Annotated in this window: 26 protein-coding genes and 1 pseudogene; 21 read left to right on the forward strand and 6 right to left on the reverse strand. The window is 60.8% G+C overall.

Annotated elements, in window-relative coordinates:
- Nucleotides 1-12: 12 nt before the first annotated feature.
- The 3 genes from ACUXVA_RS21420 to ACUXVA_RS21430 are packed head-to-tail and all read left to right on the forward strand — an operon-like array spanning nt 13 to nt 1,740.
- On the forward strand, nt 13-1,068 hold the full coding sequence (locus ACUXVA_RS21420; RefSeq protein WP_445493329.1) for a permease: 1,056 nt from the start codon (nt 13-15) through the stop codon (nt 1,066-1,068).
- 14 nt (nt 1,069-1,082) lie between these two features.
- A complete protein-coding gene (locus tag ACUXVA_RS21425) occupies nt 1,083-1,319 on the forward strand; it encodes a thioredoxin family protein (RefSeq protein ID WP_265078458.1) in 237 nt (78 codons plus the stop codon).
- A 10-nt stretch (nt 1,320-1,329) separates the two neighbouring features.
- Nucleotides 1,330-1,740, forward strand: a complete 411-nt coding sequence (locus tag ACUXVA_RS21430; RefSeq protein ID WP_265083712.1) for an OsmC family protein — start codon at nt 1,330-1,332, stop codon at nt 1,738-1,740.
- Nucleotides 1,741-1,849: 109 nt separating this feature from the next.
- On the opposite strand, the gene ACUXVA_RS21435 is transcribed toward ACUXVA_RS21430, so the two are convergent.
- On the reverse strand, nt 1,850-2,479 hold the full coding sequence (locus tag ACUXVA_RS21435; protein WP_265078457.1) for a Spy/CpxP family protein refolding chaperone: 630 nt from the start codon (nt 2,477-2,479) through the stop codon (nt 1,850-1,852).
- A 179-nt stretch (nt 2,480-2,658) separates the two neighbouring features.
- Between ACUXVA_RS21435 and ACUXVA_RS21440 the strand changes: the two genes are divergently transcribed.
- A complete protein-coding gene (locus ACUXVA_RS21440; RefSeq protein WP_320109627.1) occupies nt 2,659-3,384 on the forward strand; it encodes a response regulator in 726 nt (241 codons plus the stop codon).
- A complete protein-coding gene (locus ACUXVA_RS21445; RefSeq protein WP_445487987.1) occupies nt 3,381-4,781 on the forward strand; it encodes an ATP-binding protein in 1,401 nt (466 codons plus the stop codon). The genes ACUXVA_RS21440 and ACUXVA_RS21445 overlap by 4 nt, the downstream gene beginning before the upstream one ends.
- A gap of 977 nt (nt 4,782-5,758) precedes the next feature.
- On the opposite strand, the gene ACUXVA_RS21450 is transcribed toward ACUXVA_RS21445, so the two are convergent.
- The gene (locus ACUXVA_RS21450; RefSeq protein ID WP_445493330.1) at nt 5,759-6,886 is read right to left on the reverse strand and encodes an ABC transporter substrate-binding protein; all 1,128 of its coding nucleotides are present in this window, start codon (nt 6,884-6,886) and stop codon (nt 5,759-5,761) included.
- Nucleotides 6,887-7,202: 316 nt separating this feature from the next.
- Here ACUXVA_RS21450 and ACUXVA_RS21455 point away from each other — a divergent pair, with 316 nt between their 5' ends.
- Together ACUXVA_RS21455 and ACUXVA_RS21460 are read left to right on the forward strand one after the other, a co-directional pair.
- Complete coding sequence (locus tag ACUXVA_RS21455; RefSeq protein ID WP_445487989.1) at nt 7,203-9,641, forward strand: bifunctional diguanylate cyclase/phosphodiesterase; 2,439 nt, start codon at nt 7,203-7,205, stop codon at nt 9,639-9,641.
- A 31-nt stretch (nt 9,642-9,672) separates the two neighbouring features.
- Nucleotides 9,673-9,840 (forward strand): annotated as a pseudogene (locus ACUXVA_RS21460) (ABC transporter substrate-binding protein); the annotation flags it as partial.
- A gap of 176 nt (nt 9,841-10,016) precedes the next feature.
- On the opposite strand, the gene ACUXVA_RS21465 reads toward ACUXVA_RS21460, so the two are convergent.
- Both ACUXVA_RS21465 and ACUXVA_RS21470 read right to left on the reverse strand, forming a co-directional pair.
- A complete protein-coding gene (locus ACUXVA_RS21465) occupies nt 10,017-10,301 on the reverse strand; it encodes a hypothetical protein (RefSeq protein WP_445487991.1) in 285 nt (94 codons plus the stop codon).
- A gap of 66 nt (nt 10,302-10,367) precedes the next feature.
- Nucleotides 10,368-10,715 carry a hypothetical protein gene (locus tag ACUXVA_RS21470; RefSeq protein WP_265078455.1) on the reverse strand — a complete coding sequence of 116 codons (348 nt, stop codon included), beginning with the start codon at nt 10,713-10,715 and terminating at the stop codon, nt 10,368-10,370.
- A gap of 479 nt (nt 10,716-11,194) precedes the next feature.
- Between ACUXVA_RS21470 and ACUXVA_RS21475 the strand changes: the two genes are divergently transcribed.
- The 5 genes from ACUXVA_RS21475 (at nt 11,195) to ACUXVA_RS21495 (ending at nt 14,184) form a co-directional block, all read left to right on the forward strand.
- Nucleotides 11,195-11,416, forward strand: coding sequence for a hypothetical protein (locus tag ACUXVA_RS21475; protein ID WP_445487993.1), 222 nt, complete (start codon nt 11,195-11,197; stop codon nt 11,414-11,416).
- A 39-nt stretch (nt 11,417-11,455) separates the two neighbouring features.
- Complete coding sequence (gene tnpA, locus ACUXVA_RS21480) at nt 11,456-11,896, forward strand: IS66-like element accessory protein TnpA (RefSeq protein ID WP_265082600.1); 441 nt, start codon at nt 11,456-11,458, stop codon at nt 11,894-11,896.
- A complete protein-coding gene (gene tnpB / locus ACUXVA_RS21485; protein WP_265079591.1) occupies nt 11,893-12,249 on the forward strand; it encodes an IS66 family insertion sequence element accessory protein TnpB in 357 nt (118 codons plus the stop codon). Before tnpA ends, tnpB begins: the two co-directional genes overlap by 4 nt.
- An 85-nt stretch (nt 12,250-12,334) precedes the next feature.
- Nucleotides 12,335-13,858 carry an IS66 family transposase gene (tnpC, locus tag ACUXVA_RS21490; protein ID WP_445487996.1) on the forward strand — a complete coding sequence of 508 codons (1,524 nt, stop codon included), beginning with the start codon at nt 12,335-12,337 and terminating at the stop codon, nt 13,856-13,858.
- A complete protein-coding gene (locus ACUXVA_RS21495) occupies nt 13,819-14,184 on the forward strand; it encodes a lysozyme inhibitor LprI family protein (RefSeq protein WP_445487998.1) in 366 nt (121 codons plus the stop codon). The genes tnpC and ACUXVA_RS21495 overlap by 40 nt, the downstream gene beginning before the upstream one ends.
- 673 nt (nt 14,185-14,857) lie before the next feature.
- On the opposite strand, the gene ACUXVA_RS21500 is transcribed toward ACUXVA_RS21495, so the two are convergent.
- Nucleotides 14,858-15,112: a hypothetical protein gene (locus ACUXVA_RS21500; protein WP_265078453.1), complete on the reverse strand. Its 255-nt coding sequence runs from the start codon at nt 15,110-15,112 to the stop codon at nt 14,858-14,860.
- 50 nt (nt 15,113-15,162) lie between these two features.
- Complete coding sequence (locus ACUXVA_RS21505) at nt 15,163-15,540, reverse strand: transposase (protein ID WP_265078452.1); 378 nt, start codon at nt 15,538-15,540, stop codon at nt 15,163-15,165.
- A gap of 287 nt (nt 15,541-15,827) precedes the next feature.
- Here ACUXVA_RS21505 and ACUXVA_RS21510 point away from each other — a divergent pair, with 287 nt between their 5' ends.
- From ACUXVA_RS21510 to ACUXVA_RS21550, 9 genes are all read left to right on the forward strand, one after another.
- Nucleotides 15,828-17,069, forward strand: a complete 1,242-nt coding sequence (locus ACUXVA_RS21510) for a substrate-binding domain-containing protein (protein WP_445488001.1) — start codon at nt 15,828-15,830, stop codon at nt 17,067-17,069.
- Between the two features lie 59 nt (nt 17,070-17,128).
- Nucleotides 17,129-18,742 carry an urea ABC transporter permease subunit UrtB gene (urtB, locus tag ACUXVA_RS21515; RefSeq protein ID WP_265083709.1) on the forward strand — a complete coding sequence of 538 codons (1,614 nt, stop codon included), beginning with the start codon at nt 17,129-17,131 and terminating at the stop codon, nt 18,740-18,742.
- On the forward strand, nt 18,739-19,833 hold the full coding sequence (gene urtC, locus ACUXVA_RS21520; RefSeq protein WP_445488004.1) for an urea ABC transporter permease subunit UrtC: 1,095 nt from the start codon (nt 18,739-18,741) through the stop codon (nt 19,831-19,833). Before urtB ends, urtC begins: the two co-directional genes overlap by 4 nt.
- The gene (locus tag ACUXVA_RS21525; RefSeq protein ID WP_265078449.1) at nt 19,833-20,558 is read left to right on the forward strand and encodes an ABC transporter ATP-binding protein; all 726 of its coding nucleotides are present in this window, start codon (nt 19,833-19,835) and stop codon (nt 20,556-20,558) included. The genes urtC and ACUXVA_RS21525 overlap by 1 nt, the downstream gene beginning before the upstream one ends.
- Before the next feature lie 2 nt (nt 20,559-20,560).
- Nucleotides 20,561-21,253 (forward strand): urea ABC transporter ATP-binding subunit UrtE, encoded by a 693-nt coding sequence (gene urtE / locus ACUXVA_RS21530; protein ID WP_413776360.1) that lies wholly within the window; start codon nt 20,561-20,563, stop codon nt 21,251-21,253.
- Between the two features lie 24 nt (nt 21,254-21,277).
- Entirely contained in the window at nt 21,278-22,216 is a 939-nt protein-coding gene (locus ACUXVA_RS21535; protein ID WP_265078447.1) for an acetamidase/formamidase family protein, read from the forward strand.
- A 536-nt stretch (nt 22,217-22,752) separates the two neighbouring features.
- A complete protein-coding gene (locus tag ACUXVA_RS21540) occupies nt 22,753-24,078 on the forward strand; it encodes an ABC transporter substrate-binding protein (RefSeq protein WP_265078446.1) in 1,326 nt (441 codons plus the stop codon).
- Between the two features lie 56 nt (nt 24,079-24,134).
- On the forward strand, nt 24,135-25,013 hold the full coding sequence (locus ACUXVA_RS21545) for an ABC transporter permease (RefSeq protein WP_445488008.1): 879 nt from the start codon (nt 24,135-24,137) through the stop codon (nt 25,011-25,013).
- On the forward strand, nt 25,010-25,903 hold the full coding sequence (locus ACUXVA_RS21550; protein ID WP_265078445.1) for an ABC transporter permease: 894 nt from the start codon (nt 25,010-25,012) through the stop codon (nt 25,901-25,903). The genes ACUXVA_RS21545 and ACUXVA_RS21550 overlap by 4 nt, the downstream gene beginning before the upstream one ends.
- Nucleotides 25,904-25,912 lie beyond the last annotated feature (9 nt).

The raw sequence follows: 25,912 nt of genomic DNA on the forward strand, positions 1-25,912 counted from the left end.
TGCGGCATGAGCATTCATACAATCGACAACCATGTGCCCGGCCGAAGTCCGTCCGCCGTGATATGGATTGGCGTGACGGTACTTGCGCTCCTGAGTTGGGGACTTGTCTACAACCAACTGGTGCCGTTCTCCGACTGGGTGGTGGCGTCACTTGCCGTCGATCGGAGCAGCCATCTGGGCGAGGCCATCGGCTTCTTCGTTTACGACACTCCGAAGGTCTTGATGCTGCTTACGCTGGTGGTGTTCGCCATGGGCTTCGTGCGCAGCTTCTTCTCGCCGGAGAAGACGAGGGCGCTGCTGGCCGGAAAGCGCGAAGGCGTCGGCAACGTGCTGGCGGCCGGCCTCGGCATCGTGACGCCATTCTGCTCCTGTTCGGCGGTCCCGATGTTTATCGGCTTTGTCAGCGCGGGTGTGCCGCTCGGTGTGACGTTCTCGTTCCTCATTTCGGCGCCCATGGTGAACGAGGTGGCGCTCGGCCTGCTGTTTGGGCTGGTAGGCTGGAAAGTAGCGCTCACCTATCTCGTATTCGGTCTTTCCGTTGCCATCGTCTCCGGCTGGGTCATCGGGCGGTTGCATCTGGAAACCTGGCTCCAGGAGTGGGTCCGCAATATTAGATCGAGTACGGTGGACCTCCCGCCCGAAAACGTTGCCATCGTCGACCGCATCAAGGCGGGGATCGATGCGATCCATGAAATCGTCGGCAAGGTCTGGCCCTGGATCATCGCGGGCATCGCCGCCGGTGCGTTCATCCATGGATATGTGCCGGCGGATTTGCTGGCCTCGATCATGGGAAGGGACGCCTGGTGGTCGGTGCCTGCTGTCGTGCTGATCGGCATCCCGATGTATTCCAACGCCGCCGGTATCATCCCGGTGGTCACGGCGCTGCTCGCAAAGGGCGCCGCACTCGGCACGGTGCTCGCCTTCATGATGTCGGTCATTGCGCTGTCGCTGCCGGAAATGATCATCCTGCGCAAGGTACTGACGACCCGGCTGATTGCGGTCTTCATCGGCGTTGTCGGAATGGGAATCCTCGCGGTCGGTTTCCTGTTCAATTTTCTGTTTCCATGAGCGAGGGATTTCAGGTGAGGGATGTGAAGGTTCTGGGTTCGGGCTGTGCCCGCTGCGTTGCGACCGCGGAGATGGTCCAGAAAGAGGCCGACAGGCTCGGCGTTCCCGTCACCATTGAAAAGGTGACGGACTACGCCGCCATTGCCGGCTACGGCATCGTCTCGACGCCCGGCGTCGTCATCGACGGAAAAGTCGTGCATGCGGGCGGTTTGCCGAAAGCCGATGCCGTCGCACGCTGGCTTGCTGTCTGACATGGCGCCGATGCTCGAATATCGCGTTAGCGCCAGGCGGATCGATTCCCACGGCAGCATTGCATCCACGAAAGATGCCGAAATCGTCCTCGACACGGACATTGGCGGCCGGCCTGATGCATTCAACCCGGCGGAGTTGTTCCTGGCCGCGATCGCCGCTTGCATGATCAAGGGCATCGAGCGGGTGACGCCGATGCTCCGGTTCAATCTGAGGGGCGTGGAGGTGAAGCTTCACGGGGTCAGGCAGGACAGTCCGCCGAAGATGATTTCGGTCGACTACGAACTGATCGTGGATACCGATGAAAGCGATCAGCGTCTTGAACTCCTTCACACCAATGTCCGCAAATACGGCACGATTTCAAATACCGTGGCTGCAGTGACAAAACTCGGAGGCGTGATCCGGCGACGAGAATCAGAATAATCCGTTAGCGCCTAGTGGTGCTAAACTGCCCCGGACGGTGAATGGCATTCGCATGGGAGAAGAGGAGAGGCGCTGCTCTCCTCTTCTGGCCGCAGCAGCCATCGCTCCGCTAATGCCGGTCGTGCATGCGTCCCATGCCCATGCCCATACCTGCGCTGCGCATGGTGCCGGGACCGAACGCGAGTCCGGGCAGCGTCTCCTGCGCCTTGACTTTCTGCTTGTCATCGAGGGTTGACAGGAGTTCTTTCGCCGCAGCCTGGACCTGTTCGAACTGGGCTACGCGTTGCTCCCGCATCGCGGTCATGAAGGCGATGCGGTCCTGCTGGCTGAGCTTGGCGATCGCACTGTGATCGATGCCCTCCCTGTTGGCCTTCATGGTTGCCGCCGCATCCTGGGCCGTCTTGGCATACTTCGCCCAAGCCGGCTCTTGTGCCGCAGTGATATTGAGATCCTTCTTGAGAGTCTCGATTTGCGCAGGGTTAGCGAGGGCAGAGCCGGCTGCTCCACCCATCATGCTCGCTCCCTTGCCCTCGTGCATGCCGGGCCCCATGTGCTGCATCATCATGCCATGTCCCGTGCCGCCAGATCCCATGCCCCCATGGCCCATACCTCCGGGGCCCATGCCTCCCATGAACGGCGGGCCGAAGCTGCCGGGACCCGCTGCCTGTGCCAAAGCCCATCCGCCAGCAAATAGCGTGACAGCAGCAATACCACCGATCAACAATGCCTTCGTCTTCATGACGGTCTCCCAATGTCTGGCAACAGAAATGCCCGTTGCTCGAAGGCATGAAGGGCCGCGCATTCCACCCAAGTATTACAGCAGTGCGGAAATGTGTGACAAAGTGTGCCAGTCGCAGCGGTTGCGGCAATTGGTGACAATTTCCGTGAAGCGGCTTCGAAGACGTCGTCTATAGTCCGATGATGCAAAACGGGGCACACATCCTTGTTGTTGATGACCATCGTGAGATCCGCGACCTCGTTTCGCGCGCGCTGGCCAAAGAGGGATTCCGGGTCAGCGTTGCCGCCGATGGCCGGGCCATGCACAAGGTTCTCGCCAATGGTCGCATCGACCTGATCCTCCTCGATCTGATGCTGCCGGGTGAGGACGGCCTATCGCTCTGCCGTAACCTGCGTGCGGGGTCCAATATCCCGATCATCATGCTGACCGCAAAGGGAGAGGAGGTGGACAGGGTCATCGGGCTGGAGATGGGCGCTGACGACTATTTGCCAAAGCCGTTCGGCAGCCGGGAGCTGGTCGCACGCATCCGGGCCGTGTTGAGACGCAGCCGGAGCAAGTTAAATGAGCTGGACATCGCTTCCCGTCCCAAACGCTATCGGTTCGATCGCTGGCAATTGGACGTCAGCACAAGAGAGCTGCTGAACGACGATGGGATCACGGTGCCGCTCTCCACTGGAGAATACGATCTGTTGATCGCCTTGGTGGAGCGCCCGCAGCACGTGCTGAACCGCGATCAGCTTCTCGATCTGGCGCGCGGGCGCTCCGCCAATGCGATCGATCGCAGTATCGATACTCAGGTCAGCCGGCTGCGCAAGAAGCTCGAACGTGACCCGGCCGATCCCAAAATCGTCAAGACGGTCTGGGGAGGCGGTTATATGTTTGCACCAGCGGTGAAGCAGGAATGACCCGAGTATTTCCCGCCAGTCTCTTCGGACAGACGTTGCTTGCACTTCTTGTTGGCCTGGTTATCTCACATGCAGCAGGATCGTGGATCTATTCGCTGGACCGCGAACAGGCGGTGCGCGCGGTTGGCGGGTTTGCTGCAGCGCAGCGCATGGCGAACCTCGTCCGGCTCGTTCAGGACACGCCACCCGAGGCGCGCCCTCGGATCGTTACGGCGCTCAGTGACCCGACGTTTCGCGTTGCATTGTCGGCACAGGCTCCAGCAATGACATCAGCCGATGGTAATGCAGACGTTGCCGACGCCATTGCCGGATTTCTCGCCGATCAACTGTCTATCGGCGGCGCACAGCGGCCGCTTGTGTCTGCATCCCCGGGCGGTCCGATGTCCGCTTTCGGAGGCTTGCGCCCGATGATGGGGCGCGGGCCGATGATGCACGGCTTTGGCAGCTTCGGTCCCTTTGGCGGATTTCGCGATCTGCAGGTCGCGGTTCCGCTGACGGACGGGCAATGGCTCTCGTTCACCACTGCGCTACCCCAGGGCGGACCGGCCGTTTCGAGGCAGTTTCTTCTATCGATGGCGCTTATGGCCATCATTCTTCTCGCCGTCTCCGTATGGGTCGTCAGGCGTGTCACGGCGCCACTCGCCTCGCTGTCGGCCGCAGCCGAGAAACTCGGCAATGATCTGAATGCGCTGCCGATGCCCGAGGCGGGCACGGTGGAGATGCAGCAGGCGTCACGGGCCTTCAATAACATGCAGGCGCGCCTGCGTGCGCTTGTGGAGAATCGCACACGGATACTGGCTGCAATATCCCACGATCTACGCACGCCACTGACGCTGCTGCGGTTGCGCACGGAAACGGTCGAGGATGTGCCCGAGCGTGATAGGATGCTGGCGACGATAGCCGAGATGGATGCCATGATCGCCGCAACGCTGGAATACGCCCGCGACGAGTCGATTGCGGAGCCGCGTCGTCGAACCGATGTGACGGCACTTCTCGCCTCGGTGGTCGATGACATGGCCGACCTCGGGCTTCCTGTGGTCATGGAGCCGGCGCAGCCCATCATCTGCGACTGCCAGCCGGCCGCGCTGAAGCGCGCGCTCATCAACCTAATCGACAATGCCGTGAAGTATGGCAAGCGGGCGAGAACGACAATCTCCTCAGCAAACCACTTGGTCGAGATCACTATCGACGATGACGGGCCGGGAATTCCGGAAGCTGAACTGGAGCGGGTCTTCCAGCCGTTCTACCGCGTCGAAAGCTCGAGAAGCCGCGAGACGGGCGGGATCGGCTTGGGCTTGGCGATCGCCCTGTCGACGATACAGGCGCATCGGGGACAACTCACGATTTCAAATCGCGCTGAAGGTGGATTACGTGCGTGTGTCTCGCTTGAGGGGTAACGCGGGATGTGAGAATGACGAACGTCGGCCATATCAGCCCAGCTGAAGGTCATGGGCGGAGCCTCGAACAAGTTATCCGAGTGGACGGTAAGAGGAGATCAACGAATAGTGGCACTGGCAATAGTCGTCCATCCCATTTTAACTGAATAGGGTGCTGCATCCGTTCACCAGCAAAAAATCTTTGACAGGCGGAGTTAGGGTAAAATGTCAGGACACACGCCATCTCCCCTTTGGCCCGGCGTCCCGATGGCGCTCGCATCCGCTTTCCTTTTTGGAGCCGCCGCCCCGCTTGCGAAGGAGATGTTGGGCAGCATAGAGCCTCAACTCTTGGCGGGCCTACTTTATCTTGGCGCGGGGGTGGGGTTGGCGGCTGTGCACGCCGCCCGCAATGTATTCGGGATTCCAGCACCGGAAGCCCCGCTTCGCTCAAAAGACTTCCCGTGGCTCGCAGCCATCATCGTCTTTAAGAGTGGCGGTCGACCCGCCGGCCGTAGCCGACGGGCGCTGACTCAGCGGTCTACGTCGTCTTCGGCTCGTATGTGTGAAGGGCTCCCTTCATGATGTCGCTGGCCAGCGACCTTGCGATCGCAGCGACCGCCTCGTCGTCGTCTTTCAGATTTCGGATCGCAGAAGCTTTGTCCTGGAGCCCGAATATCGATCTTGCCGGGTGGTCGCTGAGGACATCAATCGATTGTTGGTAGCTTTCGAAGATTTCGTCGTATTGAGGATCCTCGGCGGGAAGAGACGTCCCAGTCGAAAATGCTCCTGCATCCCGCGCACGATCTCTTCGTCCTCGAAACCGTTGACACGCAGGGCATTCGCCAAGCCGGCCAATTCGCATACACGCTGATCCCATGCTGGCCGATATCGCCCTGCGTAGATTTCCTGGACCATCTCTCTCTGACTCGGCGGCAACTCAAGACATGATATTGAGGGGATCGATCGGCCGAAGGATTCTGAACAATTCCTGGCGAATCTTACAGCCTTTCCACCGCCTTGAAGCTGCCGTCGGGCTGGATAACGGTTAGAAAGATTCGAGCGGGGATATTGTAAGCCGCGGTACCGAACGTCATGATGTTTCCACTAATGTCAAATCTGCCGTCATTGATAAGTCGCAACAGATCTGCCCGCGTCGGATTCGGTCCAGACATTTCGAGCGCGGCAGCCACGAGACGGCCGGAGAGATATCCCTCGAGCGAAACAAACCCTGGCTCTAGAGAGCTATCGAGCAATTTTTGCGCAGCTTGGTAATCGGCCACGACTTTCACTGAGGCGTCCCAGGGAAACGGCACCACCTGAGAAACGACAACCCCTGCGCCATCCGCACCGAGTTCTTTCGCCAAGGCATCAGCACCGACGAAGGATACGTTGACGAAAGTCGGACTAAAGCCGCTCTTGTGCGAAAGCTTGATAAATTCCGCGCACGGTTTGTAGGTTCCGACCATCACAACCGCTTCCGGCTCGGCGCGCTTAAGAGTGCGCAGCGCAGAACTGACAGCTTTCGTGTTGCGCTCGAACGTGCCTTCAGCAGTTAGCTCCAGGCCGCGGCGTTCGAGAGCGCGCTTCACGCCGGCCAAGCCATCGCGCCCGAAGGAATCGTCCTGATAGAATATCGGTATTCTTGTAAAATGAAGATCTTCGGTCAGATGCTTGATCCAGGCCTCGGCTTCAGCGCCGTAGCTCGCACGAATATTGACGACGTTATGTAGCTCCGTTGCCCGCAGAAAGTCCGCTCCAGTGAACGGACCGATGAACGGCACATTCCTGGAGGCTGCAATTGGAACTGTTACGGTTGCGGTTGGCGTACCAACCGCGCCAATCAAAGCAAACACCCTGTCATCGTCAATCAGCTTTATGGTCTCAGCGATCGACCGGTCGGGGTCATAACCATCATCGCGACTGATGAGCTTGAGCTTGCGGCCGTGCACCCCGCCCTTAGCGTTTATCTCCGTGAATGCGGCTCGGATACCTTGCCGCATGCCTTGACCCAGCGCCGATGAAGGCCCCTCAAGCACAGCCGCTTGACCGAACAGGATAGCATCGGAGCTGACCCCGAACTCGTCAGCACTGACACGAAGCGGACTCGTCGTGAGGAAGGCGGTCATTAGACCGGTAAAAATCGCTCGCCGCACTTGGTACATGGGATATCTCTGAGAGATGAAACGTATCGTCCACTAACGCAAGATATCCACACGGTATGAAGAGCTGGCTAATCCACCGTCATCGGTCCGGATTTCGATGAACCGCGCGATCTTTATTAGCGAAACGGGGCGTATTATACCTACGGAACCAATCATTAACTTAAGTGAACATACTAGGCACGATTGGTCTGCAGACTTGTGACTTTGTTGAAGGTCCATCCTCGATCATCCGCCGACGACGGCGCCGGGATCGGTCGTATGACCCAGACGAGGAGCAAAGATGAGCGACAAGGACCGGCATAGCCCTCGCCAGGGAGACGTGATCGAGTGGCGACGCCTCTCGACATCACGGTCATCACCGTGGCGGCCGGCGCTGGTTGCCGCGATCATTGGCCTTCTGCTGTCTTTGGCCGGTGCATATGCCGTCGGGAAATGGGAGGAGCGGGTCGCAAAACTGGAGTTCGAGGCCGTTGCCGAAACCCAGACCATCATCATGCAAAATGGCATAAGCGAATACACCAGCCGACTACTCGCGCTTCGCACCCTGTTCGAATCTGCCAATGAGGAAATCAGCCGCAGCGAATTTGAGGCGTTTAGCGATCGCTTGTTCGAACATCGTCCGGGCATCCTCCGTGTGGGCTGGATACCGAGGATTAACCGGAAGGAACGCACGGAATACGAAGCCGCGGCAGTTAGCGACGGTATCTCGGGGTATCAGATCAAATCTCTGGCCGCCAATGACGCAGTTACAACGGCGCCGCAAAGCGACGAGTATTTCCCTATCTTTTTTTCCACCGAGCCAAAGACCTCGAGAGTTTACGGACTGGACTATTCGACAGTTCCTGAGCGCTGGGTCACACTAGAGCGCGCACGCGACAACAATCTCATCACGGCGCTACGTGCAAAGCTTTACGAGACAAACGATGGTATCCACCCTCTCGGCGTGCTGGTTTGCGTGCCGGTTTACGTAAAGGGAACGTCCCGTACACTAGTCATCGACCGGCGGCGCAATCTGGCTGGCTTTGTCGTCGGGATATTGTCTCTGCCACAATTGCTTCAGTCAGTCCGTGACACAATGGCGGCAACTGCGGCTGTCAGCATTAGCGTATATTCGCCCGAGGCCTACCGCAAAGTGAAGGCAGGAGATCAAGCTGCTCCAGATTTCTCATCAGATCACCAGAGTCCTCAGTCGAGGCTGGCTATCGCAAGCAGCCTTACTTGGTCTGGCACTCTCACGATAGGCGATATCAGTTGGAAGGTACTGGCCACCCCAGCGACCAATGGTCGACTGATCACACATTACGATCGCGCCCTTACCGTCCTTGCAGCCGGAATTGTCATCACTACCTTTTTGGCCATATATCTCAGCCTCGCTGGGCGTAACTCACGCCGTCTCGCGGATGCCAACCGGCGCGTTCTGGAGCTCGCGCAGACCGATATTTTGACAGGGCTTCCGAACAGGGCGTCTTTTCTCGACCGATTGGAGAACGTTAACGCGCGAGAGCGCATGTATGGGGAGAGCTTCTCTATCCTCATGCTTGATCTCGATCGCTTTAAGAACATCAATGACTCGCTGGGACACGCGGCCGGCGACACCCTTCTTCAGCAGGTCGCGCGTCGCCTGAGGTCCGCATTGCGGGAAACCGACTTTCTCGCGAGGTTGGGAGGCGACGAATTTGCGATTATCCAGATGGGTTCTGACGATCAGCAGAGCGCTTCCATCAACCTAGCGGCTCGCATTTCAAAACTCATAGGCGAACCATTCTCGTTGCCCGGCCACCGGGTGGAGATCGGAACCAGTATCGGCGTTTCGATGGCACCGTTGCACGGCAGTGACCAAGAGCAGTTACTCAAGAAGGCCGACCTTGCGCTATATCGATCGAAGTCGGCTGGCCGCAACTGCTTTACGCTTTATGATGAAGCCATGTCCACGGAATTGGAAGCCCGATTCACACTTGAAAGCGACCTGAGGGATGCCATCGCACTCTGTCAGTTCGAGCTGCACTATCAACCATTCTTTGACATTCTGTCCGGCCATCGACGGGGTTTCGAAGCACTTGTTCGCTGGCGCCACCCAACTAGAGGGCTCATACCACCCGACCAATTCATCCCCCTCGCGGAGGAGAGCGGCCTCATCCTGCCTCTCGGAGAATGGGTTATCAGGAGGGCCTGCAACGATGCCGCATCGTGGCCGTCCGACACCAAGGTCGCCGTAAACGTGTCCCCTGTGCAATTCAAACAAGCAGAACTATTCGACATCGTCCAATCGGCATTGCACAATTCAGGACTGCCTGCGCAGCGGCTGGAAATCGAGCTTACTGAATCGGTCCTATTGGAAAGAGCGGCAGAAACTCACACCTTAATGGAGAAATTCAAACGCATTGGGATTTCTCTTGCCCTTGACGACTTCGGTACCGGATATTCATCTCTGAGTTGCCTGACAGCATTTCCCTTCGATAAAATCAAAATAGACAAGTCGTTCATTGGTCGTTTGACAGCGCATCAAAACAGTTCGGCGATCATATCGTCAATCGTGACACTTGCCACCGGGCTCGACATGTCTGTAACCGCCGAAGGTGTGGAGACGATCGAACAACTCGAAATACTGAGGGTGCTCGGTGCTAATTTTGCTCAAGGCTACTTGCTTGGCCGACCAGTTCCATTCGATGATGTTGACGACCAGTCCTATTCATCTCGCTCCCGAACAAATGTTGCCTAGCACTGCCGGTCGATTTTTTCGGTTGGATGCCGTTCGCGGCGCGACCGATCAAAGCGCCCTGCTGGCCTACGATCCGAAGAAGGCCGAGAAGCTGCTCGACGATGCCGGCTGGAAGAAGGGCGCAGGCGGCTTCCGCAGCAAGGACGGCAAGCCGCTGTCGCTGACGCTGTACTCCAACCCTTACCTCGCGACGGCGCGGCGCGCTTAGTATTTATAGATTCTCTGCAGTTGATCGAAGCGGCCGAAGCGTATCGGACGCAGCTTCGCAACCTGGCTCAGGAGCGACGAAAACCTCGCCAGCCAAATTGACCTTTCGGTCGTGTGCAGGCAACGTCATGCCACGCTTATTGGTTATGTGCGCAAAGGGTGCGGCCGTCACGAGGTGCCCGTCTGCGGCCAGCCGAACGTAGCAACATAGAGACAGCCCAAGAGAAGCAGTAGTTCTAGTCCCATGGATATCCAAAATCGTATCGGTGTGGCGTCGCGATGGACAGTCAGTGCGGCCTTGTCCCTAAATGAATCTAGAATCCAGTTCATCGCATCGGATTCAAAGGGCACGTATCTTCCATCGATAAGCCCGCGGTGAATCGTACGATAGGTGTCGAAACACAAGTAAGCAGCAATAGTGCGGGCGACAATTTCATATAAGAAAAACTGCATGGAGTCGGCTCATCAATCTCTGAAGAGTTATCAACGGGATTGGCCATCGACGTGTCTCTAGTTCGCTCACACGATCGTGCTTGACGATCGTTCACCGGATAGCCGCGAACACACCGCGGCCGGTATCCCTCCGACAAGCCCAACCATCAGGACCGGCCACAACTCGTCTGTTCCTCCCGACATGAAGCGCACGATCAACACTGCAGCTAGTGCTGCCGTGACCGCCGTTCCCATAACTCGGAGTGGCTTGGCGGAAAGCGCCCAATCGACCCAAGCCAGCAGCAAGGCCGGGATAATCGCGATCGCGTAGGCCTCAACCAACCAATTGAGAAGATTCTTAAACCCATCAGGCGCAGTGAACACGACCAGCGCGAGAGGCGGGAAGAGTGCCGAAAAAATCACAATTCGTTTCATGCCACTTCAGTCGGTCTTAGTGGCGATCTTGTTCAACTTCTAAGTCTCATAGTTTTGTCAGCGACGTAGCCGGTGCGTGCCTAAAACCAGTGTGCCGTCATTGTACGTCAGCGTAGCGTCCTCAACGCAACAGGTGCAGCACCGAAGCCGGGCTTGCGGCGACAACGGCACCGGAAGCGAAGCCGACAAAGCCTGGGCGAGAGCGCCAACAAATCCGTTTTCAGGTGAACCTACGCAGGGCCTTCGATGACCAAGGCTGCATGGATCACCTATTGGTCGAAATCTCACAATTCAGGTCAAGGCGGATTCAAAGATATTGATTAAAGAGGGCGTAGCCGAAGCCGCATATCCTCACCTCTCCTCTTCCCACTCGCCGTCCGGGCCTTCCGCCACACCCGACGGTCGATCGTCTCGCTGAGCTTCATTGCTCGCGGTGTCATTGCGTTCCATATTTTCGACGCACCGAACGGAGATCTCCAATGAAGCTCAAACTTGCCGCCGCGTTGCTCGCCGCAGGCCTCCCGCTCGCATCGATGGCTTTCGCCCAAGGCACCGGGCCAGCCGACGCTGCAGTGATCGATACCTGCCTGAAGACCGCGGAGGAGACCGGCGGTTTCGGCGGCGCGTGCGTCGGGCTCGTCGCCGACCCCTGCATCAAAGGTAAGCGTCGTCCCGGCCCCACCTTTCGGTTGACGTGCTGATCTGCGACGTTTCGGTTCGTTCGAACCGCTAGGCTTAGAATGGACACAGTGGATAGTGCTATCACCAAGCCGGTTCGGCGGCTGGAGGTGTTCACCGGTGCGGGGCGCCGGCGGACGTGGAGCGACGAGGACAAGGCGCGGGTCGTCGCGGAGATCGAAGCCAGTGGCGACTCTGTTTCTGGCGTGGCACGGCGGCACGGATTGTCGCCGCAGCAATTGTTTGGCTGGCGCCGGCGAGTCAGGGAAGCTCAGGCGGTCGTTTCCAAGGATGATGAACCACGGTTCGTCCCGGCGGTGGTTACCGCGGCACTGTGCGAGACTGCGGGATCTCGACAGCGCAAGGCGCGGCGGCAGCAGCGGGACGAACCGCTTGGCGGAACGATCGAGGTTGCGATCGACGGCGTGACGGTGCGCATCGGCGCGGGCGCTCCGTCGGACACCATCGCCGCGGTGTTGCGGGCGCTGAAAGCCGGAGCGTGATCGGCCCGACGGGCGCGGTCCGGGTGATGGTGGCGACCAGGCCTGTGGACTTCCGCAAGGGCGCCGATGGGTTGGCGGCCCTGGTGCGGGAGAGCATGGCGGCGGATCCGTTCTCGGGCGCAGTCTACGTGTTCCGCGCCAAGCGCGCGGATCGGATCAAGCTGGTGTATTGGGATGGCACGGGTCTGTGCCTGTTCGCCAAGCGGCTGGAGGACGGCATCTTCCGCTGGCCGAAGATCGAAGATGGCGTGATCCATTTGTCGGCCGCGCAATTGTCGGCGCTGCTCGAAGGGTTGGATTGGCGGCGTGTCCACGCGGCGCGCGAGACGGTGACGCCGGCACAGCCCGGCTAACGCCTGGACGTTTGTTGCTGTGGCAAAGTGAATCAGCAGCATCGAGCACGTCGCAAAATGCTGGTAAACATGATCTGATTTGATCATGCCGCGCGACGCATTGCCCGATGATTCCGAGACCTTGAAAGCGATGCTGCTCGCCGAGCGGGTGCAGAACGAACGGCTGCGTCAGATCATCAGGGACCTGCAGCGCCACCAGTTTGGCCGCCGGGCGGAGACGCTGCCCGAGGACCAGATGCAGCTCGGTTTGGAAGACGTCGAGCAGGCGGCGGCGCGTGACGCCGCGGAAGCTGAGCAGGCGACACCGGCAGCACGACAGGCCGGAGCTGCGAAGCGTCGGGCCAATCGCGGCGCGCTGCCGGCGCATCTGCCGCGGATCGAGACCACCATCGATATCGACGACAAGACCTGCCGCTGCTGCCAGGGCGCGTTGCACCGGATCGGCGAAGACAAGAGCGAGCGGCTGGATATCGTGCCGGCGCAGTTCCGGGTGCTGGTCACGATCCGGCCGAAATACGCTTGTCGCCAATGTGAGGATGGCGTCGTGCAGGCCCCAGCGCCGGCGCGGCTGATCGAGGGTGGGCTGCCGACCGAAGCCACCATCGCCCAGGTGCTGGTGTCCAAATATGCCGACCATCTGCCACTCTATCGGCAGGCCCAGATCTATGGCCGCCAGGGCGTCAACCTAGACCGCTCGACGCTGGCAGACTGGGTGGGCCATGCCGCCTGGCATCTGCGTCCGCTGCACCAACGCCTGCTCGACAAGCTCAGAGAGCGGCCAAAACTGTTTGCCGATGAGACGACGTTGCCGGTGCTGGATCCTGGTCGTGGTCGCACCAAAACCGGCCAGTTGTGGGCCTATGCCGCCGACGACCGGCCATGGAACGGATCCGATCCGCCAGGCGTGGCCTATGTCTACGCCCCGGACCGCAAGGCCGAGCGGCCGATCGCCCATCTCGACAGCTTCAGGGGCATCTTGCAGGTCGATGGCTATGCCGGCTACCGCCGGCTGGCCGAGCGCGGCGACGTGCGGCTGGCGTTCTGCTGGGTCCATGTGCGGCGCAACTTCTACAAGCTCGCCACACCCGGACCTGCGCCGATCGCCAGCGAAGCGCTGCAGCGCATCGCCGCGCTCTATGCGATCGAGAACGACATCCGCGGCCGCACCGCCGAGGAGCGTCGGACCGTGCGGCAGCAGAAAAGCCGCTCGCTGGTCGACGCATTGGAGAGTTGGCTGCGCGCAAAACTCGGGCTGATCAGCCAGAAGGGCAAGCTCGCCGAGGCAATCCGCTATGCGCTGTCGCGCTGGGAGGGCCTCACCCGCTTCCTCGACGATGGCCGCATCGAACTCGACAACAACGCCGTCGAGCGTTCTATCCGACCGATCACACTGAACCGGAAAAATGCCTTGTTCGCGGGCTCCGACGGAGGTGCCGAGCACTGGGCCACCATCGCCTCGCTGATCGAGACCTGTAAACTCAATGATATCGATCCGCTCGGCTACCTGACAGACGTCCTTACCAGGATCGCCAGCGGTCATCCCAACCGCGACATCGACGCGCTCTTGCCGTGGGCCTACCAAAAGCAAGACCTCAGAGCCGTGGCCTGAGAACGACGCTTACCATCAAAGCGGCAGAGGGCACGAATGACGACGTCGCCAAATGGAGAGCCTGCGCGGCGCGCGAACTCGCCATTTGGACGCAGAAAACCAATGAGGCGCTGAAGAAGGTTGAGGCCGGCGGGTTCGCCGACGTGATCAAGGCGGTCAAGGACTCGCAGAAAACTTTCGCCGCGTCGCGTGATCGCTTCTGCGTGGTCTTCGACAAAATCGAGCCCGGCATGTACAAGGGCGACGCGAGCTACTGCCGCCTGCGCGAGACCGCGAACCGCTCGCTGAGCCTGATCAAGCTCGGCGCTGCAGTCAACGAGCACTGAGGCTTCTTAGCCCCACTCTCAATTGTCTCCCGCATAGGGGTATCCTCGATGTGGGGCAGAGCGCGAGAGCTTTCCGCTATTTTGGTGAGTGGCCACCTTTCGTTCAGGCGGCTGGGCTGAATGAAGATGCGATGCAGTGTCAGTCGCCGAGGCGAGTGCATTGCGAAACTCGATAAGCGGTGAATGAGCCGGCTAAGGGAACTGTTCCGTAAACGTAAATCCTTGCAAACGACGTGACAGCCCTTCAAACGAAACCTGAAGTATTCCTCTTCCGTCATGATTGTATTATTTGGTTCGGCCATCCTTGTTAAATAAGCGAAGCTATTGCAGATGCGCTCAATCTCCAATGTAAGGCAACTCAGAGTTGATGGTCGAAAGACGCTCTTCTTGCTCCTGCTCTTTTCGCGATCCACACGGATGACTGCTCCGCGCGGACAGCGCCGCCTTAAAGTGGTCTTGTCGCGCCGTTCGGTCCAATGAAGCTGCGTAGTTGATAAGGCATGACATCCAAGCTCATGTCGCGCGCCGCGACTTGCGCTATTCAGCCAGCGTTTTGCCGACCGCGCTCTCGATGCGGTGATGATCCCGGCGGACATCGCGCCGGAGCAATTCGCCGACTTCCTGCGAAAGCTGAGAGGATGGAAAAATGCGTACAGTTGCGCGTGACGCTTCCTCAAAAGCGCCATATGTCGGCCGTCTCGATCAATTCGCCGACCGTGCCCGTCGACTCCAGGCCGTCAATGTCATCCGGCGCATGCCCGACGGGACGTTCAGTGGTGATAACGTCGACGGGGTTGGCTTCCTCATTGCCACCGCAAGCCTCCGCTTTGACGCGAAGGGACGGCAGGCACTGATCATCGGTTGCGGCGGGGCTGGTGCGATCGCCGATGCCCTGTGCCAGAGCGGGGTTGCGCACCGCGGGTTGCACCGGCCAATTTCGTTCCCATGGAGCGAGAGCGCCATCATGCGCGGGAGCGTTCAGCGCATGCCGCGAACCGAGGCGAAGCGCCCCAGGGAAGCTCCATGTGCGTGCGGCGGCAGGTTTGACGGGGATGCCGACCTTTGCCCGCTGGATCCGTAGTCGGCCCGCCGGGGAACGGGAGATGCTGTCGCCGTCCCGTCGCTGCGGCGTTCCGAAAGTCGGCTGACGAGCGCCTTGAGGCGCTGATTTTCGAGCTGCAGCTCCTTCATGTGCAGCAAGGCCGCCGGCGTCAGGCTGCCGTAGCGCTTGCGCCAGCGATAGAAGGTGCGCAGTGAGACGTGCGCCGTGCTGCAAATTTCGGCAATCGGAATGCCCGTCTCGGCTTCATGGAGAAGGTGAATAATCTCGCTGTCAGTGTGCTGAGAGTGTCGCATCGGCGTCTACTTTCATCTGCCACATTATGCGTTGACCGGATTAGTCGTCTGGCGAGCCGGTCCCATGCACCAGCTTTTGCGTTCGTTGGCGAACACGGCCGTCATTAAGCATCTGCGACCGTGCTATAGCAGATCCGCCCCGCCAAAATGGCAAAATTGACATCAAGGTCGGTAGACGGGTGTCGCTGCTTGCTCGTTGAGCAGGGCTGTATGATATTTGGCGTTGTCTGTTCGTCAATGACGGCGTGAACTCCGGCCACCTTGCACGACTATAAGGGGTCAGATTCATGAGCTTGCTGTCTCGCCGTTCGTTCCTTCATGCGACCGGGGCCGTCACGGCTGCACTGGCCGCGCCCACTCTCATTCGCCCCGGCCATGCCGCCGGCGGCACGGTCAAGCTCGGTTGCCTGTTTTCGTCCTCTGGCACCATGGCCAATCTCGAAGGACGCCTGAACCATGTGGTTCGGATGGCCGCCGAAGAAATCAACGCCAAGGGCGGCGTCAACGGCCGCACCATCGAGGTGGCCGTGTCCGATCCGGCCTCCGATGCGCCGATCTATGCGCAGGTCGCCAAGCAGATGCTGGAGCAGGATAAAGTCGCAGCACTGTTCGGCTGCTGGACCTCGGTGTCGCGCAAATCTGTGCTGCCTGTGGTCGAACAGTCCAAGGGGCTGCTGTTTTATCCGCTGCATTTCGAAGGCGACGAGAACTCCAAGAACGTCGTCTATGTGAATTCGCCGCCGGCGAGCTCGGTTCTTCCCGCCGTCGACTATCTGATGAGCGAGGACGGCGTCAGCGCCAAGCGCTTCTTCATGATCGGATCGGACTATGTCTGGCCGCGGACCATCAACAAGCAGTTGAAAGGCTATTGGAAGTCGAAGGGCATTCCAGAGACCGCCTGGAAGGAAGAATACGTCCCGTTCGGCTTCTCGAATTTCCAGACCCTCGTCAATCAGATCCGCGCCTTTGCCGATCAAGGCGGCGGCAAGCCGGTCGTCGTGCTGACGGTCGTGGGATCGTCGATCCCCGACTTCCTGCGCGAATTCGCCAACCAGGGCATCAAGGCGACCGACATCCCGGTGCTCGGCCTCGACATGGTCGAGGCCGATCTCGAAGGCCTCAACACCGAGCCTTTGGTCGGCCATCTGAATTGCTGGGCCTATCTGCAGAACGCACCGGGCGCCGCCAATACAACCTTCCTAAAGCAGTGGGCGGACTACGTTGTCGCCAAGAAAGTGCCGTTCAAGGGCGACGTTGTGATTGATCCGATGGTTTCGGCCTATGATTCGGTTCACCTGTGGGCAATGGCGGCGGCAAAGGCCAATTCTTTCGATGTGCCCGAGGTGCAGAAGGCGTTCGCCGGCCTGAGTTTCGACTGCCCGTCCGGCTACAAGATCTCGATGACCGCCGAGAACAACTACGTGTCGCGCGGCGTCTTCATCGGATCGGTCAATGCGAAGCAGGGTTTCGACATCCTTTGGCAGTCCAAGGACGCGCCGAAACCCGTACCGTTCAGCCCGTATAGCTGAGTGGCGATCGGGCGGGGCGGCCGCCGGGCCGAACGGGCCGGCGGCCATTGGTGGATTTGATGCGAAACTGCTGGACTATTGCCGCGATCCTGATCGCGGCCTGGAATCCGTCCGCGCTGGTCGCAGCGGAGGCGCCACGTGCCGAACTGGTCGCGAAGCTGTGCGGCGACACGACAGCGATGGGCGAGGCCGGCCGTGCCTTGACGGGGCTGGCGCAGGACGGCTCGCCAGACGATCGCAGATGGGCCGCGCCTCTGGCCCGCGCGATGATCGACCGCAAGCTGACCTGCGATGCTGGCGGTGCCGTCCTTATCACCGGCGAGGGACCGCAGGATGCCGTCACGCGCGCGCCGCGCACCGGCGGCGAGCGTGACCGCCAGCCCTTTCTCAGCCTGCGAAACCGGGCGCTGTTCGAGACCGCCGCCGCGACGCTCCAACTGCGTACAGCGACGGATGTCGGCCAACGCGCCGCGGCGCTGCGCGCGCTCGAGCGGCAGACCAACGGCCTGCCGGACCGCCTGTTCGAGATCGCCGCCGAGGAGGAGAGCGATGCCGGGCTGAAAGCGCAGATCCTGGCCACCGCCCAGGCCGCCGCGCTGAATTCGACCGATCCGGCCAAGCGGATCGGCGCGCTCAAGCGTATCGCGGCGACGCCGGATCGCCGGGCTCTGGCGCAGATCCGGCCGATGACCGCCGATCCCGCTTACGCCGCCAATCCGGAATTCAAGAGCGCCGTCGATGCCGCCGTTACCACGATCAATCGCGGCATCCTGACCGGCGATGTGCTGGCGGCGCTCTACAACGGATTGAGCTTTGCCAGCATCCTGTTCATGGCGGCGATCGGACTCGCCGTGATCTTCGGCCTGATGGGCGTCATCAACCTCGCGCAGGGAGAGATGATCATGATCGGCGCCTACGTCACCTGGCTGGTGCAGGAAGGCCTGCGCCACGCCGCGCCGGCGCTGCTCGACTGGTATCTGGTCATCGCCATCCCGATCGCGTTTCTCGTGACGGCCGGGATCGGCATTGCGCTGGAGGCGATCCTGCTACGGCATCTCTACAAGCGACCGTTGATGAGCTTGCTGGCCACCTGGGCTGTCAGCCTGTTCCTGATCAATCTGGTGCGGGTGACGTTCGGCACCCAGAATCTCAACTTCGTGACGCCGTTCTATGTTACCGGCGGCGTGCCGGTGATCGGCGATTTTATCTTCACCTGGAACAGGATGTTCGCGATCGCTTTCGCGATCGTGACGCTGGCGATCACCTGGGGGCTGATGCGGCTGACGCCGCTCGGCCTCAACATCCGCGCCGTCACCCAAAACCGCAGCATGGCAGCCTGCATCGGCATTCCGGTGCGGCGGATCGACAGGCTGGCCTTCGGGCTGGGCTCAGGCCTCGCAGGTCTGGCGGGCCTGGCGCTGGCACCGATCTACAGCGTCAATCCGCAGATGGGGCAGAACTTCATCATCGACAGCTTCATGGTCGTCGTGCTCGGCGGCGTCGGCACCATCATCGGTACCGTTGTGGCGGCGCTCGGCATCGGCCAGATCAACGTGCTGATCGAACCGCTGTGGGGCGCGGTGGCCGCCAAGGTCATCGTGCTCTTGATGATCATCACCTTCCTGCAATGGCGCCCGGACGGCCTGTTCGCGATCAAGGGGCGGCGCAAATGAAGCCGCTGGCGTCGGATCGCCCCTTCCTCTGTCTGCTGCTGATCGTGCTTGCGGTTGCCGTGCTGCTGGCGGGGTCGGCCTTCACGTCTGCCGGGCTGTCACCCTATCTCGCCAATGCCGTCGGTCAGCTGGCGGCGTTCGCGGTGCTCGCGATCTCGCTCGATCTGATCTGGGGCTACCTCGGCATCCTGTCGCTCGGCCACGGCCTGTTCTTCGGTATCGGCGGCTATGTCGTGGCGATGTATCTGCTGAAGCACTCCTACGAGGTGACGGGGAGGGCGCCGGACTTCATGCAGTTCATGGGCTGGACCGATCTGCCGTTTTACTGGGCCGGCTTCGGCTTCTTCCCTTACGCGCTGCTGGTGGCCGCCGTCGTCACGCTGCTGGTCTCCGGCGTGTTCGGTTACGTGTCGTTTCGCTCGCGGGTCGGTGGCGTCTATTTCGCGATCATCACGCAGGCGCTGGTCTACGTTGCGATGCTGCTGATGTATCGCAACGATACCGGCTTCGGCGGCAATAACGGCATGACGGGTTTCACGGTCGCGTTCGGCTGGCCGGTCGGCGCTCCGGGCGTCGTGATCGCCATGGCCGCGCTCTCGGTTGTGGTGCTCGGCCTGACGCTGCTCGGGTGCCGCCGGCTGTTGGCGAGCCGCTTTGGGGTGATGATCGTCGCGGCGGGGGACGATGAGGTGCGGCTGCGCACGCTGGGCTACGATACGCTGCGGCTGAAGCTCGCGGTGTGGTGCCTGTCGGCGGTGATTGCGGCGGTAGCCGGCATGCTCTACGTGCCGCAGGTCGGCATCATCAACCCGCGTCTACTGTCGCCTGAACTGTCGCTGGAGATCGCGGTCTGGGTGGCAATCGGCGGGCGCGGCAATCTGATCGGCGCCGTGATCGGCGCGGTGCTCGTCAATGCGATCAAGTTCTGGCTGTCGGCGGCGGCGCCGGAGCTTTGGCCGTTCATCCTGTCGGGCCTGATCGTGATGATCGTGCTGGTATTTCCCAACGGGCTGATCGACCTCGCGAAGATGAAGCTGGTGCGTCCGATGGGCGTCAAGCGCATCGCCGCCGAAGCGCCGGAGTTGCCGTGATGGCGGTGGCGTTGCTGGTCGACAACATCACCGTGGAATTCGGCAGCTTCCGCGCCATCGACGCGCTGTCGCTGGCGGTGGATTTCGGCGAGGTGCGCGCCGTGATCGGCCCCAACGGCGCTGGTAAGACGACGCTGCTGGATGTGGTCTCCGGCATTGCTCACCCGAAGCGCGGGCGGGTGATCTTCGACGACACCACGGACGTCACGCGCAGCAGCGAATCGGACATCGCTCGGGCCGGCATCCGGCGAAAGTTCCAGAAGCCGAGCGTCTTCGAGGGCCTCAACGTACACCAGCACATCGCCATCGGCGCGCAGGGCGGAGTACGGCGTTCGCTCTCGCCCGGCGAACTGGCGACGCGCATCGACGAGGTACTCGAAGCCATCGGCCTGCGCGACCTCGCGCAGCGTTCCGCGGCGGAACTGGGCCACGGCCAGAAGCAGTGGCTGGAGATCGGCATGGTGCTGGCGTCGAACCCCAAGGTGCTGATGCTCGACGAGCCCGTGGCCGGCCTCACCGACGACGAGACCGAGCGCACCGTGGCGCTCGTCCGCAGTCTGAAGCGTGCCGACCGGGCGATCGTCATCGTCGAGCACGACATGGAATTCGTCGAAAAGGTCGCCGACCGAGTCACCGTGCTGCACGAGGGCCGCACGCTGTTCGAGGGATCGATGGCCCATGCGCGCGCCGACGAACGCGTCATCGACGTCTATCTGGGGCGATGATTATGCATTTCCGCGTCGAAGGACTAGACCAGCATTACGGCAGCGCGCAGGTGCTGCGCCAGGTCAAGTTCGACATCGTTCCCGGCGAATGCGTCGCGGTGCTTGGCCGCAACGGCGCCGGCAAGACGACGCTGCTGAAATGTCTGATGGGCGTGCTGCCCGTCACCCGGGGCAGGGTGCTGATCGACGACACCGAGATCACCGGCTGGTCACCGAACCGGCGGTCGGCCCACGGCGTGGCCTATGTGCCGCAGGGCCGTGAGATATTTGCCGAGCTGACGGTGGCTGAAAATATCGAAGCCGCCGCGCGGGCGCACGGCACCTTTGGCACCGCGCTGGTTGACGACACGATTGCGCTGTTTCCGGTGCTGACCCAGATGTGGCGGCGCCCCGGTGGCGCACTATCGGGCGGCCAGCAACAGCAGCTCGCGATCGCGCGCGCTTTGGTCACTAATCCCTCGCTGCTGATCCTGGATGAACCGACCGAAGGCATCCAGCCCAATGTGGTCGCGGCCATTCGCGACGTGCTGGCGTCGTTCAAAGGAAAAATCTCGCTGCTGCTGGTCGAGCAATATCTCGATTTCGCGATCAGCCTTGCGGACGCCTTCGTCGTGCTGTCGCGCGGCAGCGTCGTCGAATCCGGCCGCATGGAATCCTCCAGCCGCGAACTTCTGCAGCGCCACATCGCCATCTGACCATTGTCACCTAAGGAGTTATTCATGTCCCGCCGCCACGAAATCTCGTCCGCCCCCGAAAACATGGTGTGGGGTTACATCGACAGCACGACTAAGCCGGTGCTTGAAATTGCCTCCGGCGACACCGTCACGCTGCATTCCTTTCCCGCAGGCGGCAAGGAATCACTGCCGGCGGACCTCAGTATCGTGCCCGCAGATTATCTGGCCGCGCTCGATCAGCTTGTTCAGGGCGCCGGACCGCATTTCATCACCGGCCCGGTCTACGTGAAGGGCGCTATGCCCGGCGATGTACTGCAAATCGATATCCTCGACGTGAAGGTGCGTCAGGACTGGGGCTTTGTCGCGATCCTGCCGCTGCTCGGTACGCTGCCAGACGAGTTCACCGAATACGAGACCATTCATCCGGTCGTCGATCACAAGAAGAACGTCTGCGTGATGCCATGGGGTACTGAAATTCCGCTCGACCCGTTCTTCGGAATTATCGCCACCGCGCCGCCGCCGGCCTGGGGCCGTTGCGGTTCGCCGGTGCCACGCAGCTTCGGCGGCAATATGGACAACAAGGAGCTGCGTGCCGGCACAACGCTCTATCTGCCGGTGTTCAACGAAGGCGCTTTGTTCTTCGCCGGTGACGGCCACGGCGTGCAGGGCGACGGCGAGGTTTGCATCACCGCACTCGAGACCGGCGTGACCGGCACGTTCCGTCTTACCGTCCGCAAGGACATGGATCTGAAATGGCCATTTGCGGAGAGTACCACGCATCTGATCTCGATCGGTCTTGACGAGGATCTCGACGATGCCGCCAAGCAGGCGGTGCGCGAGATGGTGAAGCAGGTCTGCGACCGCACCAACCTGTCGCGCAATCAGGCCTACATGCTGTGCTCGCTCGCCGGAAATCTGCGCGTGACACAGCTCGTCGACGGCAACAAGGGCATCCATATGCTGTTGCCGAAGGCCCTTCTGTAGGAACGTTTATCGAGGGGCCTGGTACCGGACATGTTAGCTTGCCTTGAAGGAAGTTATTTCGCTTTCGACGATACATGATCGGTAATCGCAGTCAGCGAATGCGTGCGTCCGATGTCACGGCTCCGAACCGCGATGACATCGAGGCGCCCGGTCCTATTGGCAAGGTTATCCAGACGGACTCGATGCGGAAGTTCGCCGGCAATTGCGGTCGTATCGAAAACGTATCCCGATGTCCAGGAATCTATGGGGCGCTGGACCCGCGGCAGCCCCTCGACGATTTATCGCCGAGGGGCCTTTGATCGATGGCGCCAACAGGGCCACGCATGACCCGATTCCGGAAGTAAAGGTCAAATTGTAGCGGCTGCCGCCGCAGCTGTAGGCAGCCAGGCGGACCATTAGCAGCCCTTATACTTCGCATTTCGACTTCCGATTTTACAAAGCAGCCACTTACATCGCACCTTCGCCGCGATCGATGCGGTTGCGAGCACGCGCCATCTCGCCGCCCTCTGCCCCATCCCAGCGCGACGGAGAGAGCCATGTTGGACGAGGATAATGCTGACGCGAAGCGAGCCGTGAAAAAGGGACTTTCGCGACGCGCCGTGCTGAAAGGCAGCGCCGCGATCGCCGGCGCCGCGATCGGCTCCGAGGTGATCGGCGCGCCGACCATCTGGGCGCAGGAGATCAAGGACATCGAGCTGCGCCACGTCGGCGTGTCGTATTCGGTGGTCAAGGCGATCGGCGACCAGGCGGCCAAGGACCTCGGCTTCAAGGTCACGATGCAGAACCTCGACACGTCGGCCGCGATCAACCGCTTCATCAGCCAACCTGACTCGGTGGATATCGCCGATCTCGAGGGATGGCAGGCCAAGCTGGCCGCCAAGCGCTCGGTGATCCAGGGCATCGAGGTCAAGAAGATCAAGGAATTCGACAACATCCTGCCGATCTTCACCAAAGGCGAGATCGACGGCCACAAGATCCCGCGCCAGGGTATCTCGCCCTATGAGGCGATGTATATCGCCAAGGCCAATTCCACCGATCTGCACGACGGTGTCACCGAGTGGGCCACGTTCCTGCCGCAGGTCTACAATGCCGACTCGATCGGCTACCGCCCCGACCTGGTCGGCCACGAGGTGACGCAGTGGAAGGACCTGATCGATCCCAAATTCAAGGGCAAGGCCGCGATCCTCGATGTTCCCGCGATCGGCATCATGGACGCCGCGCTGTGCTTCGAGAGCGCCGGGCTGATCACGTACAAGAACAAGGGCAACATGACCAAGGAGGAGATCGACTTCACCTGCAACAAGCTGATCGAGCTGAAGAAGGCCGGCCAGTTCCGCGCGACATGGACCACTTTCGACCAGTCGGTTCAGCTGATGGCCGCGGGCGAGGTGGTGATCCAGTCGATGTGGTCGCCCGCGGTGGCTGCGGTGCGCGTGAAGGAAATCCCCTGTGTCTATGCCGCGGTCAATATCAAGGACGGCAAGGAAGGCTATCGCGGCTGGTGCAACGGCATGGGCCTGATGAAGCACCTGTCTGGCAAGAAGCTGGATGCGGCCTACGAATATCTCAACTGGTACCTGTCGGGCTGGCAGGGTGGCTTTGTCGGTCGCTATGGCTACTACAGCCCGGTGCCGTCCACCGCGAAAAAATTCCTGACGCCCGCGGAATGGGACTTCTGGTACGACGGCAAGCCCGCGCCCACGGTCATCAACGACCCCTACGGCGTGCCGATGGAGAAGGCCGGCACCAAGCGCGACGGCGGCTCGTTCCTCGACCGCGTCAAGAACATCTCGTGCTGGAACACGCTGATGGACGAGGCGGCCTACATGAACAAGCGCTGGAACGACTTCAAGATTGCATGATGCCATCCTCCGTCGCGGCGACATGCGCTGCGGCGGAGGCCCTTCGGTCAACTGAAATGATTCAGGCTTCCACGATGTTGCGAAAAAATCTGTCGGCCTGGCTGTATGTGACGCCGCTGATGCTGGTGCTGATTCCGTTCTTCCTGCTGCCGATTTTAGTGGTGCTGGTGGCGAGCGTGTTCGAGACCGACGGCTTTGGCGGTCTGATCCCGACCTTCACGCTGGCCAATTACGTGGACGTGCTGACCTCGGCGCAGACCTTCCACCTCTATGTCGCAACACTGAAGTTCACCGTGTTCACTTGGTTCTTTACGCTGATCATCGGCTTCCTGGTGGCGTATTTCCTGGTCTTCCATGTCCGCAACCAGTTGCTGGCGATAGGGCTGTTTCTGGTTTGTACCGTGCCGTTCTGGACTTCGAACATCATCCGGATGATTTCCTGGATCCCGCTGCTCGGCAAGGAAGGCCTGGTCAATTCCTCACTGCAGGGCGTGGGTATCATCAACGCGCCGCTGGAAGTTTTGCTGTATTCCGGTCTCGCGGTGGTGATCGCCTATGTGCACCAGCTCACCATCTTCATGGTGGTGCCGATCTTCAATTCGATGGCGCGGATCGACAAGCGGGTGATCGAGGCCGCGCTCGATGCCGGCGCCAGCCGGCTCGACATCATGCGCTATATCGTGATCCCGATGTCGAAGAGCGGCATTGGCCTCGGCTCGATCTTCGTGGTGTCGATCGTGATGGGCGACTTCTTCGTCGTCAAGGTGATGTCGGGCGGCAGCTCGGCCTCCGTCGTCAGCGCGTTCTATGAGAATGTCGGCGTGCTGCAGTACCCGATCGCCGCCGCCAGTGCCGTGCTGCTCACCGTGGTACTGGTGGTGGTGATCTCGCTGATCCTGAGCGCGGTCGATATTCGCCGGGAGATCACGCAATGACCGTGGCGCTCGACAAGCTGGCCGTGCCCGCGGCGAAAGCCCGCCGTGGCGCGCTTTCGCCGCGCAGCGGGCGGCCGTGGACCTTCTACGCGCTGGCCACCGTGTTCACGCTCTACGTCATCGCGCTTTATGGGCCGATGATCTGCATCTACATCCTGTCGTTCCAGGATATCCGCGGCGGCCTCGTGTTCCCGATGAAGGGTCATTCGCTGCACTGGTTTGTCGACCTGATCACCCAGGCGCGCACCGGCGACGTCAAGGGATCGTTCGACCGCTCCATCAAGCTGGCGGCAATGGTCACCGTGATCACGCTGGTGTTCTCCTTCATGGCCGGGCTGGCGTTCCGCCGCCGCTTCTTCGGTGACACCTTCGTGTTCTACCTGATGATCGGCAGCCTGGTCGCACCCGGTCTGGTGCTCGGCATCGGCATCGGCCTGCTGTTCCAGTGGGTTGGCATCAATGCCAACTGGTACTCCTCGGCGATGGGCGCGCAACTGTCGTGGACGCTGCCGTTCGGCGTGCTGGTCATGTTTGCGGTGATGTCGCGCTTCAACAATTCATGGGAAGAGGCCGCGCGCGATCTCGGCGCCAGCCGCTGGCAGACCATTCGCATGGTGGTGATCCCGATCCTCGCTCCCGGCCTTGTCGCGGTCGCTCTGTTCGGTTTCACGCTGTCATACGACGAGTTCGCTCGCTCGCTGCAGACTGCGGGCTCACTCAATACCCTGCCGTTGGAGATCTGGAGCATGACGCTGAACGTCACCTCGCCGTCGCTCTATGCGCTGGGCACGGTGACCACGGTTGTCTCCTTCCTTACGATCGGCATCAGCATCGGCGCCATCGTTCTGATCAACAAGCGTCGCGGTATTCGCGCGACCCCGACCCATTGAGGAATTCGA

It is taken from the genome of Rhodopseudomonas sp. RCAM05734 (assembly GCF_052658035.1).